A 16,425-nucleotide genomic window follows, 5' to 3' on the forward strand; every position below is an offset into this window, starting at 1 on the left:
CAGTGAGCGTAAACTGGTTTTTCCACATCAATAAGGGAGAGCGAACTATGAAAACACTCGATACTGGGGTGGAGAAGCGAATCACACATCATGATCCAGCTTGGTTCAAGAAGCTGCTTTATGTCGTGTGTATTGGTGGGTTAGTAGCGATTAACTTTACCCTATCCAAATACGCCGTTAATCAAGGGATCAAACCGATCGATGTCGCGGTTTTTCCTATGGTGGGCGCTGCGGCTTTACTGATGCTGATGCTGGTGAGTCAGCGTCAGTGGCGATTCAAGGAGTTTCGTCACATTCGTTATTACTTTTTCGCAGGCTTATTGGGCGTGAGTTTGCCCAATTTAGCGTCCAGTGTCGCGCTTCAAAATCTTAATGCCAGTACATTTAGTGTCCTAGTGACTTTGTCACCCATATTCACGTTATTGTTTGCGATTCCTTTTGAACGCAGCACGCTGACCATGCCTAAAATTTTGGCCATCACAGTGGGAGTTCTGGCTGCAATGATGGTGACGATCACGCCTTCGATGCAGAGTGAGGTGGATGGATACAGTGTGTTAATTGCTTTGTTAGTGCCTTTGTTGTTAGGCGCTGGCAATGTATATCGCAGTCGTGCATTTCCCGCCAACGCCAACCCCGTTGCGTTGGCGGCTGGGATGCTTGCCCTGCAAAGTGGGCTTTGGTTACCAGCGGCGAATCCGTCAATTTTACTTGCTCCATCAGGGGAGGAATGGGTGCTAGGCGTTATGGCTGTAAACGCCTCGCTTAGTTATCTATTGACCTTTCGATTTCAACAAGTGACAGATGGGATCGGGTTCAGCCAAGTAGGCAATGTCGTCACGGTAACAGGGGTCTTACTGGGCGTGCTTGTATACGGTGAAGCGATCACCGTTGAGTTGTGTGCTGCGACTCTACTATTGGGCGCTAGCTTGTACTTGTTCAATAAATCTTAGGTTATTTTTAATAGGAGAAAGACTATGTCTCATTATAGCGACTTCATTCGTACCCTTTATCAAATCGTAGATAACAAAGATGCTCGCGCATTAGCGGAATTGCTTCACCCGGACGTGATGTTTACTTTTTCCAATGCCGAGACGGTGAGTGGAGTGAATGCGGTGACGGCAATCAATGCGCAGTTTTTCGCGTCTATCCAAACGATGAACCATACCTTTGCGGGTATGTACGAGGTGGGAGATACTTTAGTTTGTGAAGGGCAAGTGGATTATATCCGCTTGGATGGCAGTGCGTATGACGCAAAATTTGCAACAATTCTGACGTTAAAAGATGGCCTGATTTACCAGTATAAAATCTTTGCTGATGTATCTGGGCTCTAGCGTAATTTACTTGTCAAAAAAAAAGCTGCCAATTTGGCAGCTTAACTTCACCAATTAGCCTGTAGTTCAAAGCAGTGCTCCATCGCCTAAAGGGTTATTCCTCCGCATTCCACCATTTTCACACTAAAGTGTCACAGTATTCATGTCTAACCCCTATCGGTGAAGGGACCCGAAGATCCTGAGGGAAAAAACACAGCATTAGCTCAAAGGAGGCAGTGACCAGTCACCGTCAGGAGATAATACACATTAAGCTTAATACTACAAACGGATAATGTGCAGACAATGAATACGCATTTTCGGACAAGGCGTTGGCTTGTTATTGCGTTGGTAAGTTTATACTATGCTTGAAATAACCTTATTACTGATAAAAGTGTTTTTATGAGACTGCTGTTTTATTGTGCAGACAACTTTCAACTGCTGGACTTGTCTGGACCCGCTGATGTATTTGCGATCGCCAATATTCTATCTGAAGTGGAACACTTTACCATGCAGTATGTCAGTGAATTCGGGGGGCGCTTGCGGTCTAACTCAGGGGTTGAAGTTGAAACATCCTCGATCAATGACGTGATCGTTGACGAACGAGATGTGCTATTTGTGATCAATGGGCTCGACGTGGAGCGATTACCGTCACCCGCGGTGGTGCGTTTTCTTGATGAGGCGCATGATCGAGCAAGTTCAGTATGCACCATTTGTACAGGATTATTTATCCTTGCCGCGGCTCTGCGGCACATGCCTTATAAAGCTACGACTCACTGGCGCTATTTTGATGTGTTGCGATCGAAGTTCCCAAATATAGAGTTGCATCCCAATGCGCCTTTTGTGAATGATGGCAAGCTCTGGTCCTCTGCTGGGATCTCGACGGCCATCGATATGTCGCTGCATTTGTTAGAGCAACATTGTGGGCGCCGTCTCGCTCAGCAAGTTACAATGGCGATGGTCTTACCCAATCGACGCCGTCAAAACGATGCTCAGTTGAGCTTCCATCTTCTGTTGCAATTTGAATGCAGTGACACGAAATGGGAGAACCTGCTGCATTGGATCCAAGAAAATATCGCCACGCCTTTGGACACCGAAAAGATGGCCAGTTTTATGGCTATGAGCCCACGAAATTTTACGCGGCGATGTAAGCAAGAATTTGACATCACGCCGAAGAAGCTGGTCGACAGAATTCGCATAGAATTGGCCAATTCTCTCCTACAAGAAACGGCCTATTCCCTGTCCTACATCGCCAATCGGTGCGGGTACGGTCGCGAGGAAAACATGAAACGAGCATTTTTAAAAGGGAAAGGGATGACGCCCTTTGCGTTGCGCCGGTTGGTTAGAGGATCCTCATAACTCTGTCATTTTTTGCGGTGTGATTGTCGTTTCTTGGGGGCCATTTTCTGATGTTATGGATAGACCACCCCCTAACCAAATAGTTTCGGCAATGAAAACACTCAAATTTACTGATAAGACATACGTTATTCTCGCACCACTGAGTCTACTGACTTTTCTGTACATGTTCAGGTATGGGTATTCGACTTTTGACCTGTTCGTCAATGTTGGATTGGTAGCGGCCATCTTGATGCTCAATCAAGAGCGATTCAAGACGCTACTCCCGTATTTACTGTATGGTTTTGTCGCCTTGCATATTCATCAAGCCTACGGTGATACGATGTTGCACTTTGAGGTCTTCATATTATTGGCTTGCACGACAATTTATAATGACTGGAAAGTGGTGTTTCATTGCCTCATTGCTGCAGCTGTGCATCATTTGTTGTTCTACTACCTTCAATTTAACGCCCAATTTCCTATTTTCATATTCCCACCGAATAGCCCATTTTTAATGACTATCGAACACTGCTTGTACGCGGCATTGCAAGCTTTTGTCTCCATTTACGGCAGTTTGTCTCTTCGTCAAAACTTGGACAAACTGGACTATGTCGAAACTTCAATTGAGCACATGGTTAGAGATGACAAACTGTTTTTGGATGTGTTACTTAAAGACGACGGAGAGTTTGAAGTCAAGTTTAACCAAGTGATTCATCGTCTTAAAGAGTTGGCTGCTGCGCAAAGTAACGCCGTCGTTTCTGTGTCTAGTGTGACTCGCTCTTTGGGGGAAGATATCCAAAGTATTAATGATGAACTCTCTTCTCACGCTGTGAACACTGAAATGGTGGCAACCGCCATCGAAGAGTTGGGGACCTCATTTAACACGATTACTTCGTCCACAGAGCAGTGTAATGAAAATACTGGAAAAGCCCACCAGCTCAGCCAGAACAGTATGTCAAAAGCCGAGGATTGTCGTTTGGGTTTAAATGCACTGATGACTTTGGCTAGTGATACTCAAGTTATTATTGAGAACGTCACAAAGGACGCCGGTCAGATTTCGGCGGTACTGGAGACCATTGCCACGTTATCCGACCAAACCAACTTGCTGGCATTGAATGCTACGATTGAGGCCGCTCGGGCTGGGGAGGCAGGGCGCGGATTTTCAGTGGTGGCAGACGAAGTTCGCCAACTTGCTAACCGAACTGATACCAGTTTAGATCACATACAGAAATCCTTGACTCAACTGGCCGACAGCGTGACGAAGTCCAATAGTCACGTCGCCAGTATGCTGCAATCAGCGGATCAAGTGGGTCATGCATTGGATGAATTGATTGGGGGCTATCAGGATATTTCAGGAAATGTGACAGCCGTGAATGATGAGATGTACCAAGTGTCATCTGCGATCACTCAACAGAATAGCGCCTTAAGCCAAATCAACAATAATATGGCTTCGCTCAATACCTCCTCACAAAGCGTGAACTCTCGCATGGAATCCCAGCGCCAATCAATCGACGAGCTGCAAGCGCAAATGCAGTTGCTTCGGTCAATGAGCGAGAAATTGGTGGATAAATGAGTAAAGCAATAATGTTGCTCTCAACGACCGTCGCATTTTTACTTGGGTTTGGATTGCCAGACGTATTACCTAAGAAGCAGACATTTATAGAGGCTGCTCTACCGAGTCACGTCCAAGACTGTCAACTTTCTGGAGGGCGATGTTACGCCGAGGATGTGATTCTGACTTTAGAAGTGGGCCAATTTACGCCACTCCGGGAAACTCTGTTTCATTGGAAGTCTTCGGCGAGCTGGCCAGAGGCAGGCACATTGTATGTGAGTTCGGATGACCAGAGATTTGGCACGATCAAAGCAGAGCCGTTAGGTCAGAACCGTTATCGAGTCATGATCCCATATTGCTCAAACCAAGCGATGCGCATTATCGTGTTTCCTGAGCAGGATCGCGTTGGGATGCGTTTGCCTGTCCTAGGCAACCCATCATGAACGATAAGCTTACGACACGTTTCTAGCTTTCGCTGGGCCATTATCTTGGCGGTGAGAGGTGCCGGGGATGCTTGTGGCGTGGACCATATCGATGGCTAGACAGCAATCTAACGGGTGGCTTCCTTCTTGAAAGGGGCACGAGAGGGGCTTGAGTTGGTTGCTGAGCTGTTCAAGCATAAAGTTGGTCGTTGAGGTGGCGAATTACTGACCGAGTATGGTAGAAATCGCAGTGAGAGAAATGGAAGAGCAATATGTTGGCCTAAGCCCCTCCGTTTTAATGTCTGAAAGGGGATAAAATAGGGTAATTTCTTTACCCTATTTTATTTTTAAGTAATTATGGTTAAATTAAAAATAATAATAAGCGGAAAGAGAGGAATAAAATTGGTGATCATTTGATATAATGGGGGAGTTTTTAATCTCATTGCCATATAATACCCAAGAGGTGGAATTGATTATTTGCCACTTTGAGGAAAACTCATAAGAAAAATAATAAGAAAAATCTACGGCAATTTCACTGTCTGTGGAATAACGGGGGCGACTAATATTTTCCTCATTACTCTCTATCCCAAAATAATATTGAGTAAACTTTTTAGAAAAATAATGAAGGCTCATGGATGGAGTGAATGTAATTTTACCCATATCGATCGGAAAGAACTGAGTGAGTCCTAGATTATAAGATTTATATCGGCCCATAATGTCGTGAGCAATGTAGGCGGAAGACACGCCCCAAGGTGTGTAAAAGTCGCTCACCAAGCTCGCATCATAAGTAGCTTCTCGTTCTTGCATTCCTTTAAGAAATTCAGAGTCGTCAGCCTCATAACCACTGTGGCTTAGATTGACTTTGACACTTAGGTTAATAGGACTGGTGTCGCTACCGAGGAATCGATAGCCTAAACCCGACGAAGTTAAAGAGAAATCGTTGCCAAGATATCCAATATCTACCTCAGGTATCCATTCATTCTCAGTGCCACGATACAATTCTTGGCCAAAAGACAGTCCCGCTCCTATGAGCCACGTATTCTCGTTCGTATACACGTTGCCATGCTTGATGTGCACAGTTGCATGGCTCGATGCACTCACCAGCAAAGCGCAACCGCTTAGTATGATTGGAGTGTAATTCATCATCGTTAATTCCCTTGGTTCATGAAGATGCGGGGACTCATGCTACGTTGTTTTTGTTGCCTGTTTTGGCCCAATGTCGTGCAAAAAAGGACAGAACAGTTTGACCACCTTTAGGCTGGAGGGTTTGCTGAGTGGGGAGGCTTAGGGAGAAACGAGTTCGGTTCCACTGGCGGATAGGAGAGGAACCCTTGATAGAGATGCACTCCAAGTTTTTGAATCAATGTTTTGTCTTCGGCGTTTTCAATACCAACTGCGATAACCTCAATGTCTCGATCGACGCTGAACTCAATCAAAATCTGCAGTGTCTGATAACACCTTGGATCGTGCTGGGCACTTGCCACCAACCCTGGTGCGATTTTGATGAGTGATACGGGGAGTTTAATAAGGTGGGTTAATGATTGCAAACTGGTGCCAAATTGGTCAATTGCTAAGCGGAATCCGTGGCGGTGCAGTTGGCTCAACTGATGGAGGATTTGAGTATCAAAATCCTCCAACTGAAGTTCTGATAACTCCAGAACAATATAGTGGGGCTGGAGATTAAACCGCTCTACTGTATGCCTGAGCAGGAGCGCAAACTGTGGGTTGAGCAACTCAAGGATAGAGATGTTCAAATGGACAGAGAATAGTTCAAAATGATGTACTTCCAATGTAGAAAAGTATCGGCAGGCTTGCTGGAAAATAGAGTATCCTAATGACTGTATGAGGCCTAATTGTTCAGCGACGATGACAAATTCGTCTGGTTCGAGCAAGCCCAGCTCAGGGTGAACCCAACGGGCGAAGACTTCATAGCCAGTGACCTGAGTCGTTTCAAGACTGAATATTGGTTGAACTTGGAATGATATGGCTTGAGTCTGGATGGCTTGAGGCAATGTGGCCCGAATGACAAAATAGCGTTCAATATTCGTTTGAATTTTTCCGGTATACAGTGCGACACGGTCGACCGGAAGTGACTGGGCGTGCTCACAGAGTTTACTCAAGGTATCGAGTAGCCTATCTGGTGCCATCTTGATGTTCGAAGTCATAATGCCGATAGCAATGTCCTGAGAAGTTAGCCATTTCTGTTCATGGTCTTTGACAAAGTATGACGCAAGCAACTTCGAGGTAATATTTTCTAGTTTACTTCGAGAGTAGTCTCCCGCGGCGCGTACGACAAACATATCGAGAGTACAGCGGTAGATTCGATAGGGTGCATGACCGAAGGTGTCCTTGAGTCTTGAGATAAGATCGTAAGCGATTTCCGAGACGATATGATGGCCCCAGCGACGGATAAGTTCGCCCATTTTAGGTATGCGAAGGGCAAAAACGGTATGGGCGTTGACGTCAAAGTCACTGTCATCCAATAACTTACGCCGATTGTATACTCCAGTTTCTTCATCGTGGTAGGCAGCGTGAGTCAGGTAATCTTCAACCCACATTTTTTCGGAGACATCGCGATGGTTACCGACTAAATAGTGTTCCCCGTCGGCTTCATAGACGACCAAACTAGTGGCCTCAATCCAAACAAAACGTTGCTGACGATTTTGAACGCGATAATGCACCGTGATCTTGTCGAAACCGTATTGAATTTGTTCGTCCAATGTACGAGAGAAGTGTTGAAGATCGGCAGGGTGGATCAGTGATTTCCAATGTGCCAGCGTTACTCGGCCAAAGGGTAGAGAGAATTGTTGATAGAACGTATGATTGAAAAACGAGAGTTCGTTGTCGCCAGACATGGACCACAGGCCTTCTTTGGTCGTGTTGAAAATCTGGCATAGATTAGTGTTGCTGTATACGTCGCGCGATTCTTTGCTCATGTGTCATCCAAGTTTGCGTCGACGATTGTATTGTGAGTGAGCCTTCTGCCGACGATATCACTTCAGCACATCGCCTTCGACAATGCTACCTCACCTCTTATAGCTGGCCGAAAATGCGCGTTTGTTGTCAGGAAAGGCGCTTTACACTGCCGTTGTAATCATCGGTTTAATCTACAAAGTGTTGGTGAAACCAATGGTAAATACAGCGCCGCCGTGTTGATGATTGTTCGCCTCTATCTGCCACCCATGCCGTTCGATTATCCCTTGAGCGATGTACAGTCCAAGCCCATACCCGGGTTGAAGACCACTTTTTGGGGCACGGAAGAAGGGTTGAAAAATCTGCTCTCGTATCGGTTTGGCGATGCCTGGACCATCATCTCGAACCGAAATAGATAAATGAGCAGAGGAGAGGGACCACGAGACTTCAACGTAGCTGTGGGCATGTCTAAGCGCGTTGTGGAGTAAGTTATCCAACGCCCGAGCTAACAGATGCCCATCAATAAGGAACTCTGTTTCCAAGCCTGATGACTGGCGAAAAATCGGAATAGTCCGGACTTGAGGCAAAGGTTTGAAATTGTCCAACCACTGGTGTAGGAAAGTGGAAGTGAGAAACTCTGTGGGCTCGTGAGTATCGTAAGTCATATGTTTAGCGTAGAGGAGAGACTCATCCACTAAGGCCTCGAGTTCTTTAAAATCGTCTTCAATGCTGATGAGTGACTGGCTACAATCGCTGTCCGTGACTGGTTTACGGGCGTGTTCTAGCTCAAATTGAATACGAGCTAGGGGGGCTCTCAGTTCGTGTGATACGCCTATTGCTAAGCGCTGATTCGTTGTAATGGCATCTTCTAGACGTGATGCCATGGTATTAAAGTGGGCATTGAGTGTTCCGAGTCGTAATCCATCTCTTGTTGATGCTCTAGCACTTAACTTTCCACTTGAGAAAGTTTCTAGGGCCTGCTTGAAGTGCTGTAGTTTTCGTTGCAGTGACCATGTCCAGATTACAACTCCCACAGCGAATAATCCGGTCAGCCCGATCGCAGAAATGTACTGATGAAAAACCAGCGTTTGGTGTGTGCTGACGGGGCCAAATTGAAGAGTTCGACCATCAGAAAGCAGTCGTTTGATGATGATGGCGTGTTCGACATCAGTGACGACGAGCTCGCCATTTAACCAGGCCATTTTCTGGCTCGCAGTCAGTGCCTGTGGAGTGACGATCTTTACTGGTATGTTCGGCGAGGAAATAGTGTTCAGAAGTGAGCCCCAATCTGCTTCAGGCGTTTGAAGCAGCAACTGTTCTGCCATGGCCATGCCCCCGGAAAAATCGTGCCGAATGTCACTGGCAACGGATTCAGGGAATAGCGTGATGACGGCTTCTTTGAGCAATAACCCACTGGAGAGCCAAGTCGAGAAAATACACAAATATATAGGGAAAAACAATTTAAACATAGTAGGGTGAGAGTCTTATTTACGTCCAGGCACTGGTGATCAATCGATAGCCTCTATTCCTGTGTGTCACAATTTTTTCTGGCTCATTTCCTTGGTCGCGAAACTGTTTACGTAGAGCTGCTACTTTGACGTCCACGGAACGGTCGAGTCCATTGTAGTCAATACCTCTAAGCGCTTGAATAATATGCTCGCGAGTGACTGTCTGATCGGCATGTTTTGCCAGAACAACAAGGACCTCGTATTCCGCTGGGCGAAGGCTATGCAAGGTATTTCGGTAACTGACCGATTTGGCATCTAGGTTGATAGTCAGTTGATTCACAGTGAGTACATTGTGATGTTTGAATGACAAGTAGCTCTGGGTAGTTTTCTGCGCCCCAAGCTGCCGTTCGAGTAGGCGGATATGAGCCAAAAGAACCTGCGGCTTGATCGGTTTCACAAGATATCCGTCAGCCCCCAATTCGAGTCCTGCTATCTGATCAAAGTCTTCGTCGCAACCCGTTAGTACCAAAATTTTACCTGTGAATGTAGGGCGGATGGAGCGACAGACTTCGAAACCACTCATTCCAGGTAAGACTATATCCAGTAAAACAATATCCGGCTGCTGGTGGTTAATTACGGATAAGGCTTCCTTACCATTATTGATGACGTCGACATGATAGTGGTGGGTCATTAAAAAACGAGTGATTTGCTGCGCGTATTTAATATGGTCTTCAACGACAAGTATATTAGTTTTCATATAAACGCTCACCTAAATATAGACATAAATAACTTGTGATACATATCACGTACTAATATTACATATGATAACATATTTGTGAATGAAAACGTCCACACTAATTAATACTATCAATTTTATTGTTAATAACATACACCGTCGAATCTGTGGTATTGATATTTACTAAAGTGATGTATGGCTAAGAAACTGATATTTTTTTGTGAAGAAAATTTTAATTTATTGGATTTAGCAGGACCTATCGATGTATTTTCCATTGCTAACCAAGTGATGCCAGAAAACTTGTCGCAATTTGGAATGATCATCTGCAGTGCAAATGGGGGTAAGATAACTTCACGCTCGGGAATTGCGTTTGATACCGTGGCGTTAGATACGGTCGAAGTATTCGAGAACGACATTGTTTGGGTCGTCGGTAGTGAGGACCATCTGGCGCAGGTAGAGCCGAAATTGGAGCTTTTCATTCAACAAAGGTTTCGACAGGGAGTACTGATTTGTACCTCCTATACGGGCATCTTTTCGGTCGCCGCAGCCCTAATCAATGAACAGTTGACGGCGACGACTCACTGGCGTTTTACCAAAAACTTAGAAAGCCAATACGAAAACGTGCATGTAAAACATGATATCTCTTATTACGCTACCGGGCCCATTTGGTCATGTGCAGGCAGTTCCACAGCCATCGATATGAGTCTGCACCTCTTGAATCTTTTTGGTAGCCGGAAGCTATTCAATGTTGTTTCAAAAAAAATGGTGATGCCTGGGGTTCGTCGAGAAAAGGAACAACAATTGCCGCTTCAAATGCAGATTCAAACTTCTAGCAGCGAGGAACGATGGCAGCAATTGATCCCTTGGATCAGACAAAATATCTCACGAGCCTTGACGGTCGATGTATTAGCAAACCATATGGCAATGAGTCCCCGGAATTTCACGCGCCATTGTCATCAAAAGTTCGGTCAATCCCCAAAAAAATTGATCGACCAAGAGCGTTTCAATGTGGCGGTGAGCTTGGTAGAGCAGTCAGATCATTCTCTGAGCTATATCGCGTCTTCTTGCGGTTACTCAAGAGCTGAAAACATGAAGCGCGCTTTCATAAAATACGCAGGACGCTTACCCAGCGAATATAAGCAAGCTCCTGCGGCATAGAGTCTAACGATACACGTCCCCAAATGCTTGGGAGGCTATTGCTTGGAGTGACGAATACGTGTGCGTAGTGTTAACTCGACGGAGGTAATACAATAGTCATCCAATAAATATGATTGTCCAAAAGTCAATTAGCTCAACTACGTAAACTTCGTCAAACTAAACCGCCGTTGACTCGCAGGACCTGGCCATTGACCCATTGGCCTTCAGGGCCACAGAGGAAAGCCACGATCGAGGCGATGTCTTCTGGGGTACCAAGACGCTCCATCGGGGCCATGTTGGCCAACCGTGCAATCTGCGCCTCGGATTTGCCTTTCAAAAACAGCTCTGTGGCAGTAGGCCCAGGTGCGATCGCATTGACGGTCACCGACCGACCTCTGAACTCGTTGGCGCCGATGCGTGTCAGGCTCTCTACGGCCGCTTTCGTCGCGGCATACACGCCATACCCTCCCAGATTTAATCCCACCACCGACGTAGACAGGTTGATAATGCGCCCGCCAGAAGGCATGCGTTTGGCCGCCTCTCTCAACCCATAGACGGTTCCGTTCAAGTTGATGGCGATCTGCCGGCTGAGCGCTTCGTCATCGACTTCCGCTAACGGAGCGAGGTGCATGATCCCTGCGCTGTTGACCAAAATGTCGATCGGCCCATGTTGTTGTTCGATGTCATCAAACATCTGGGCCATGGCATGGGGATCGGAGACATCCGCTTGATGCAGGAAGGCGTGTCCGCCGTTAAATTGGATTTCTTGTGCGACCTCCTCTGCAGCGGTCTTATTGGTAGCGTAGTTAAGGATAACGGCCACCCCGTCCTTGGACAGGCGCTGAGCAATCGCGGTACCAATGCCACCAGAGGCACCAGTGATGAGAGCAAGAGAAGTGGGCTGAGTCATGATTGAGCTCCGTTGTTGAAAACAGTACGTGCACTCTACCATTGAGAATTAATCGGATAATGGGGTATAAATTGTTATCTGTGTTCGGAGAATACGAATAATCATGGACAGAATTGATGCCATGCGGGTGTTCACCCGCGTTTTGGAACGGCGAAGCTTTACTTTGGCCGCAACGGATTTGGGGTTGCCACGATCGACCGTCACGGACGCCGTCAAGAAGTGGGAGACCCGACTGGGAGTACGGCTGCTTGAACGCACCACCCGTCATGTGAGCCCGACCTTAGATGGGGACAATTTCTATGCGCGCTGCGTCCAAATTCTACGTGATATCGATGACGCTGAGTCTGCGTTTCAAGATGAAAATCCCAAAGGGGCGTTGCGAGTCGATGCCCACGGCTCTTTCAGTCGGCATTTTATTTTGCCAAGGCTTGGGGCGTTTTTACAACGCTATCCCGGTATTAACCTGTTTCTGAGCGAAGCAGACCGACGAGTGGATCCACTCAGAGAAGGCATTGACTGTGTGGTGCGTATTGGCCACTTGCAGCAAGATGATGTGGTGGCGCGCCAGATTGGCCTGCTCGAAGAGGTGACCGTTGCTTCGCCAGCCTACCTGGCAAAGTTGGGTACCCCGAGATCGTTGAATGCGCTCAAGGATCACCAGATGGTGGGGTATTGCGCATCCGGTCAGTCGGTGGCGATGCCCCTTGAGTTTCAGGTGAACCGCAAAGTGACCACACAGCACTTAGCCGCGTCACTGTGGGTCAATTCGGCCGAGTCTCTCGTGGAGGCGGCCAAGCGCGATCTGGGGATCATTCAAGTGCCTCGCTATCACGTGGCGAACGCCTTATCACAGGGGGAACTGGTGGCGTTACTCGAGGCGTATCCGCCTGAGCCCTCTCCTGTTTGGGTGTTGTTCCCGCCCCATCGTCAGGCGTCTTCACGCGTGCGGGTGTTCATCGAGTGGCTCCAACAGACGCTGGAGTTTTAAAAAAGATTGATAACGAGCGGCTGTGCACTGTGTGGTCTGCGGCGGTGACACGGTGGATCATCAAGCCCCAACGGAGGACGTATGAGCCATGCTCGAGAGATAGCGCCTTAGGCCGGGGTGTTGATGGTCTGGTGCCCATACGAGCGCCACGTGACTGAGTAGGCCGTGGCCTTGCAAAGGACGAATACAAACTGAGTCGTCTAAGCGTTCGGTCAGAGAAGCGGGCGCAATGGCAATGCCAAGGCCTGCTTGGGCCATGGTGATTGCCGTCCGCAATTGAGGAGCGGTGTAGGCACGATCGATCCCCACTTGCGCCGCGGCAAAGGCCGCTTCAAGCTGATCACTCAGCGCCGGGCCGGTTTCTCGCGGAAACATCAACACCGGTTCTTGGTGCAAGTCGGACAAGGTGACGATGGGGACGAGCGACAACGGATGTGCAGCTGGGATCACGGCAACAAACGGGTCATCAAATAAGTTCTGGTGTTGCAGCGTGGCACTCGCGTAGCACGGCAGCCGCATCACGGCGACATCCAATTGGTGCGTGGTCAATCGCTGCGCCAGCTCGGGCATACTGTGTTCTTCGGCGTGTAGGACCAGGTCAGGATGCTGCTCACGAAGCTGTCGCAGAGCATCGAGGACGCGTCGACTGCAGGTAGTGGAAGACGCAAAGCCCAATCGCAGAGACCGATGTTCTCCTCGTGCGCGCTGCTGCAACGTATGGCTTAACTGCTCGACCTTTGCCAAGATCTCCCGGGCTTCGTCCAACAATAAGTGCCCAGCTTCAGTGAGTGTGACGCCACGCGACCGTCGGACAAATAAGGTCACTCCCAGTTCGCGCTCCAGTTTTTTGATCTGCTGGCTCAGCGGCGGCTGAGCGATCCCTAATTGTTCTGCCGCACGGGTAAAATGGCGAGTTTCAGCGACAGTGACAAAATACTTGAGATAACGAAACTCCATCACAGACCTATATAATTTTCATATCAAAATAAATCTTTTTTATATTGGATTCCATCAAGGATAAAAGTCAATCTAAATACACACTTTGATGCATATTGGAGCAAAGGTATGGAGAAGGTGACGCACGGATCATCGGTGCCGCTGGCCAGTCAGATAGGCAGGGAAAATATAACCCCACCACACACCTGGGGTGAAGGCGTGATATACCAGACGTCGTTAATGAGTGCGCTGATCGCAGGTGTCTATCAAGGCAGCACATCGGTAGGGACTTTGTTGCAACAAGGCGATTTTGGCCTAGGCACGTTTCACGAGTTGGATGGGGAACTGGTGGCATTAGATGGGCAGATCTACCAACTTCGAGCGGATGGCTCCGCCTGCGTGGCGCCTCCTCATCAGCGTGTCCCCTTTGCGGTCATGACGCGTTTTACCCCTCATCAGCAGCTCGCCGTCAGGGAACCGATGTCGCGCCAGAAGCTGCATCAAGAGATCGATGCACGGGTGCCCAGTGATAACCTGTACTGTGCCATTCGTATCGAGGGCCGCTTTATGCAGGTTCGCACTCGGACCGTGCCCAAGCAGGTGAGCCCTTATCCTCCTATGGTGGATGCCATCAAAGGCCAACCCACGTTCACATTCGAAGGGCAGGATGGGTCGATTGTCGCGTTCCGTAACCCTACCTATACGCAAGGTATCAACGTACCGGGGTATCATGAACATTTCGTGACGCACGATCGTACGGGTGGGGGACACGTTCAGGACTATGTGTTGCAGTCAGGGCAGGTGCAGATTGAGACCTTGTCACGCGTGGTGATCGAGACCCCGACTACGACGGATTTTCTTCACGCCAATTTGACACCAGAACACCTACACGCGGCCATTGAACACGCCGAACGTTGAGTTAACACGAGGAGAATGGTCATGATGAACACACCGCTTGAAGCGCGCACAGGCGCGCAACTGATGGCACAACAACTTGAAGCAACAGGAGTTCAATACGTCTTTGGCCTCCCCGGCGCCAAAATTGACCGATTGTTCGATGCCCTAAACGACACCAGCATTACAGTGATCCCCGTTCGTCATGAGGCCAACGCCGCCTTTATGGCGGGGTGTGTGGGCCGTCTGACAGGGCGTGCAGGTGTCGCGTTAGTCACGTCAGGTCCCGGGTGCGGCAACTTGGTCACTGGTGTGGCGACGGCGAACTCGGAAGGAGATGCGATGATCGCCATTGGAGGGGCCGTCAAACGGTGCGATCAACATAAACAAACGCATCAAAGCATGGCTTCGGTCAGTATTTTTCGCTCCATCACACAGTTCAGTGCCGAGATCAGCCATGTTGACGCCACCAATGAAGTACTGGCCAATGCGTTTCGTATCGCTGAATCCGGCCGTCAAGGCGCGTGTTTTGTCAGTGTGCCTCAAGATGTTCTCGACGCAAGAACCACTCGTACGCCTATCGTGCCCACGCCGCTGCGCCCCCAAGCCACACTTGATCGGGACCGTGCCTGCGCCGTAGCGGAGCGGATCGCCCAGGCGGAGCGTGCGGTGGTACTGGTAGGGTTAAATGCGAGTGTGCCGCGCGTCTCCCATGCACTGACTTCCTTTCTTCAACGAACCCAACTGCCCGTTGTCGGCACTTATCAGGCGGCTGGGGCGGTGAGTACGCATTACTATCACCGGTTTGCCGGTCGGGTAGGGCTGTTTAACAACCAACCTGGTGATGTGTTACTGCGCGAGGCGGATATGATAGTGGCAATTGGTTTCAACCCCATCGAGTACGATCCTGAATTGTGGATGCCAGCGTATCATGAGCTGATCCACATCGATATTGATCCCGCTGACTATCAAAATCACTATCGGCCCTGTTTAGAAATCGTCGGTGATCTGGCGCACAGTCTTGAGCAAATCAGTCAGCAGGTGAGCGCAGTCACTCCTTTATCCCAACGGGCCGGACAGGTGTTGGACATCGTCGCCGCGCAGCGCCAGCGGATCCAAACGTGTCCCGTGACTTGGGGAGCGGGCGGTATTCATCCCTTGACGTTGGTGAAAGCCTTACAACGTCTGATCACACCCGACACGACCTTGTGTTTGGACATGGGCAGTTTTCATATCTGGATCGCTCGCTACCTGAATTGCTGCCGGGCTCGACAGATGCTGGTGTCTAATGGTCAGCAAACCATGGGTGTCGCGTTGCCTTGGGCCATCACTGCGAGTTTGCTCAACCCCCATGCAAAAGTGGTGTCCGTGTCAGGCGATGGTGGGTTTTTGCAATCGAGTATGGAACTGGAAACGGCTGTTCGTCTTGAGAGTAACCTGTTGCATCTGGTGTGGGTAGATAATGCCTACAATATGGTCGAAATGCAGGCGTTGAAAAAATACCAGCGCAGCTCGTGCGTCAAGTTTGGTCCGCTGGATATTCAGGCTTATGCTGAGGCCTTTGGCGCGACAGCCTTTACCGTCACGTGCGCCGAAGCGCTGATGCCGATCTTGCAACGTGCGATGGCGATATCAGGTCCCGTGGTGGTAGCTCTGCCCGTGGACTATTCGCACAACCCTGAGCTCATGGCCCCGTACACCGCGTTGATGGAAAGAGGGGCTGAGCAAGGGGCTACTGTCCTCTGACTATGGATTACCCCCTTCGCGGAGGGCGGCCGTTGCGATGGCGTCCTTCGCGCTTTTTGCGCCCCTCATACCAAAGCGCCGATTTGGCCATGATGACAAGA

At 48.8% G+C, this 16,425-nt stretch carries 15 protein-coding genes; 9 read left to right on the forward strand and 6 right to left on the reverse strand.

Features of this window, described 5'->3' with window-relative positions:
• Nucleotides 1-47: 47 nt before the first annotated feature.
• The 5 genes from VIC_RS05965 to VIC_RS05985 all read left to right on the forward strand — a co-directional run bounded on the left by VIC_RS05965 (nucleotide 48) and on the right by VIC_RS05985 (nucleotide 4,637).
• Nucleotides 48-950, forward strand: a complete 903-nt coding sequence (locus VIC_RS05965; RefSeq protein ID WP_006958477.1) for a DMT family transporter — start codon at nucleotides 48-50, stop codon at nucleotides 948-950.
• Between the two features lie 24 nt (nucleotides 951-974).
• Nucleotides 975-1,331 (forward strand): nuclear transport factor 2 family protein, encoded by a 357-nt coding sequence (locus tag VIC_RS05970; RefSeq protein WP_006958478.1) that lies wholly within the window; start codon nucleotides 975-977, stop codon nucleotides 1,329-1,331.
• 378 nt (nucleotides 1,332-1,709) lie between these two features.
• Entirely contained in the window at nucleotides 1,710-2,666 is a 957-nt protein-coding gene (locus VIC_RS05975; protein WP_006958479.1) for a GlxA family transcriptional regulator, read from the forward strand.
• A gap of 91 nt (nucleotides 2,667-2,757) precedes the next feature.
• Nucleotides 2,758-4,215: a methyl-accepting chemotaxis protein gene (locus VIC_RS05980; protein WP_039951358.1), complete on the forward strand. Its 1,458-nt coding sequence runs from the start codon at nucleotides 2,758-2,760 to the stop codon at nucleotides 4,213-4,215.
• Nucleotides 4,212-4,637: a hypothetical protein gene (locus VIC_RS05985; protein ID WP_039951359.1), complete on the forward strand. Its 426-nt coding sequence runs from the start codon at nucleotides 4,212-4,214 to the stop codon at nucleotides 4,635-4,637. The genes VIC_RS05980 and VIC_RS05985 overlap by 4 nt, the downstream gene beginning before the upstream one ends.
• A 345-nt stretch (nucleotides 4,638-4,982) precedes the next feature.
• Here VIC_RS05985 and VIC_RS05990 read toward each other — a convergent pair whose 3' ends face one another.
• The 4 genes from VIC_RS05990 to VIC_RS06005 all read right to left on the reverse strand — a co-directional run bounded on the left by VIC_RS05990 (nucleotide 4,983) and on the right by VIC_RS06005 (nucleotide 9,734).
• Nucleotides 4,983-5,762, reverse strand: a complete 780-nt coding sequence (locus VIC_RS05990) for a MipA/OmpV family protein (protein ID WP_006958482.1) — start codon at nucleotides 5,760-5,762, stop codon at nucleotides 4,983-4,985.
• 107 nt (nucleotides 5,763-5,869) lie between these two features.
• On the reverse strand, nucleotides 5,870-7,552 hold the full coding sequence (locus tag VIC_RS05995; RefSeq protein ID WP_006958483.1) for an EAL domain-containing protein: 1,683 nt from the start codon (nucleotides 7,550-7,552) through the stop codon (nucleotides 5,870-5,872).
• A 171-nt stretch (nucleotides 7,553-7,723) separates the two neighbouring features.
• Complete coding sequence (locus VIC_RS06000) at nucleotides 7,724-8,998, reverse strand: ATP-binding protein (RefSeq protein WP_006958484.1); 1,275 nt, start codon at nucleotides 8,996-8,998, stop codon at nucleotides 7,724-7,726.
• Nucleotides 8,999-9,017: 19 nt separating this feature from the next.
• Nucleotides 9,018-9,734, reverse strand: coding sequence for a response regulator (locus tag VIC_RS06005; protein ID WP_006958485.1), 717 nt, complete (start codon nucleotides 9,732-9,734; stop codon nucleotides 9,018-9,020).
• A 174-nt stretch (nucleotides 9,735-9,908) separates the two neighbouring features.
• Here VIC_RS06005 and VIC_RS06010 point away from each other — a divergent pair, with 174 nt between their 5' ends.
• Nucleotides 9,909-10,871, forward strand: coding sequence for a GlxA family transcriptional regulator (locus VIC_RS06010; protein ID WP_006958486.1), 963 nt, complete (start codon nucleotides 9,909-9,911; stop codon nucleotides 10,869-10,871).
• Nucleotides 10,872-11,022: 151 nt separating this feature from the next.
• Here VIC_RS06010 and VIC_RS06015 read toward each other — a convergent pair whose 3' ends face one another.
• A complete protein-coding gene (locus VIC_RS06015; protein WP_006958487.1) occupies nucleotides 11,023-11,760 on the reverse strand; it encodes an SDR family oxidoreductase in 738 nt (245 codons plus the stop codon).
• Between the two features lie 103 nt (nucleotides 11,761-11,863).
• Here VIC_RS06015 and VIC_RS06020 point away from each other — a divergent pair, with 103 nt between their 5' ends.
• Entirely contained in the window at nucleotides 11,864-12,748 is an 885-nt protein-coding gene (locus VIC_RS06020) for a LysR family transcriptional regulator (protein ID WP_006958488.1), read from the forward strand.
• 60 nt (nucleotides 12,749-12,808) lie between these two features.
• Here VIC_RS06020 and VIC_RS06025 read toward each other — a convergent pair whose 3' ends face one another.
• Entirely contained in the window at nucleotides 12,809-13,705 is an 897-nt protein-coding gene (locus VIC_RS06025; protein WP_006958489.1) for a LysR family transcriptional regulator, read from the reverse strand.
• A gap of 108 nt (nucleotides 13,706-13,813) precedes the next feature.
• Here VIC_RS06025 and budA point away from each other — a divergent pair, with 108 nt between their 5' ends.
• A complete protein-coding gene (budA, locus tag VIC_RS06030; protein ID WP_006958490.1) occupies nucleotides 13,814-14,602 on the forward strand; it encodes an acetolactate decarboxylase in 789 nt (262 codons plus the stop codon).
• Nucleotides 14,603-14,626: 24 nt separating this feature from the next.
• On the forward strand, nucleotides 14,627-16,324 hold the full coding sequence (gene alsS, locus VIC_RS06035; protein WP_039951513.1) for an acetolactate synthase AlsS: 1,698 nt from the start codon (nucleotides 14,627-14,629) through the stop codon (nucleotides 16,322-16,324).
• Nucleotides 16,325-16,425: the final 101 nt, after the last annotated feature.

The organism is Vibrio coralliilyticus ATCC BAA-450 (assembly GCF_000176135.1).
Lineage (GTDB): Bacteria > Pseudomonadota > Gammaproteobacteria > Enterobacterales > Vibrionaceae > Vibrio > Vibrio coralliilyticus.

Bases quoted from the DNA above. Each gene is read 5' to 3' on its own strand.
- VIC_RS05965 (WP_006958477.1), top strand. From the start codon at position 48: ATGAAAACACTCGATACTGGGGTGGAGAAGCGAATCACACATCATGAT.
- VIC_RS05970 (WP_006958478.1), top strand. From the start codon at position 975: ATGTCTCATTATAGCGACTTCATTCGTACCCTTTATCAAATCGTAGAT.
- VIC_RS05975 (WP_006958479.1), top strand. From the start codon at position 1,710: ATGAGACTGCTGTTTTATTGTGCAGACAACTTTCAACTGCTGGACTTG.
- VIC_RS05980 (WP_039951358.1), top strand. From the start codon at position 2,758: ATGAAAACACTCAAATTTACTGATAAGACATACGTTATTCTCGCACCA.
- VIC_RS05985 (WP_039951359.1), top strand. From the start codon at position 4,212: ATGAGTAAAGCAATAATGTTGCTCTCAACGACCGTCGCATTTTTACTT.
- VIC_RS05990 (WP_006958482.1), bottom strand. From the start codon at position 5,762: ATGATGAATTACACTCCAATCATACTAAGCGGTTGCGCTTTGCTGGTG.
- VIC_RS05995 (WP_006958483.1), bottom strand. From the start codon at position 7,552: ATGAGCAAAGAATCGCGCGACGTATACAGCAACACTAATCTATGCCAG.
- VIC_RS06000 (WP_006958484.1), bottom strand. From the start codon at position 8,998: ATGTTTAAATTGTTTTTCCCTATATATTTGTGTATTTTCTCGACTTGG.
- VIC_RS06005 (WP_006958485.1), bottom strand. From the start codon at position 9,734: ATGAAAACTAATATACTTGTCGTTGAAGACCATATTAAATACGCGCAG.
- VIC_RS06010 (WP_006958486.1), top strand. From the start codon at position 9,909: ATGGCTAAGAAACTGATATTTTTTTGTGAAGAAAATTTTAATTTATTG.
- VIC_RS06015 (WP_006958487.1), bottom strand. From the start codon at position 11,760: ATGACTCAGCCCACTTCTCTTGCTCTCATCACTGGTGCCTCTGGTGGC.
- VIC_RS06020 (WP_006958488.1), top strand. From the start codon at position 11,864: ATGGACAGAATTGATGCCATGCGGGTGTTCACCCGCGTTTTGGAACGG.
- VIC_RS06025 (WP_006958489.1), bottom strand. From the start codon at position 13,705: ATGGAGTTTCGTTATCTCAAGTATTTTGTCACTGTCGCTGAAACTCGC.
- budA (WP_006958490.1), top strand. From the start codon at position 13,814: ATGGAGAAGGTGACGCACGGATCATCGGTGCCGCTGGCCAGTCAGATA.
- alsS (WP_039951513.1), top strand. From the start codon at position 14,627: ATGAACACACCGCTTGAAGCGCGCACAGGCGCGCAACTGATGGCACAA.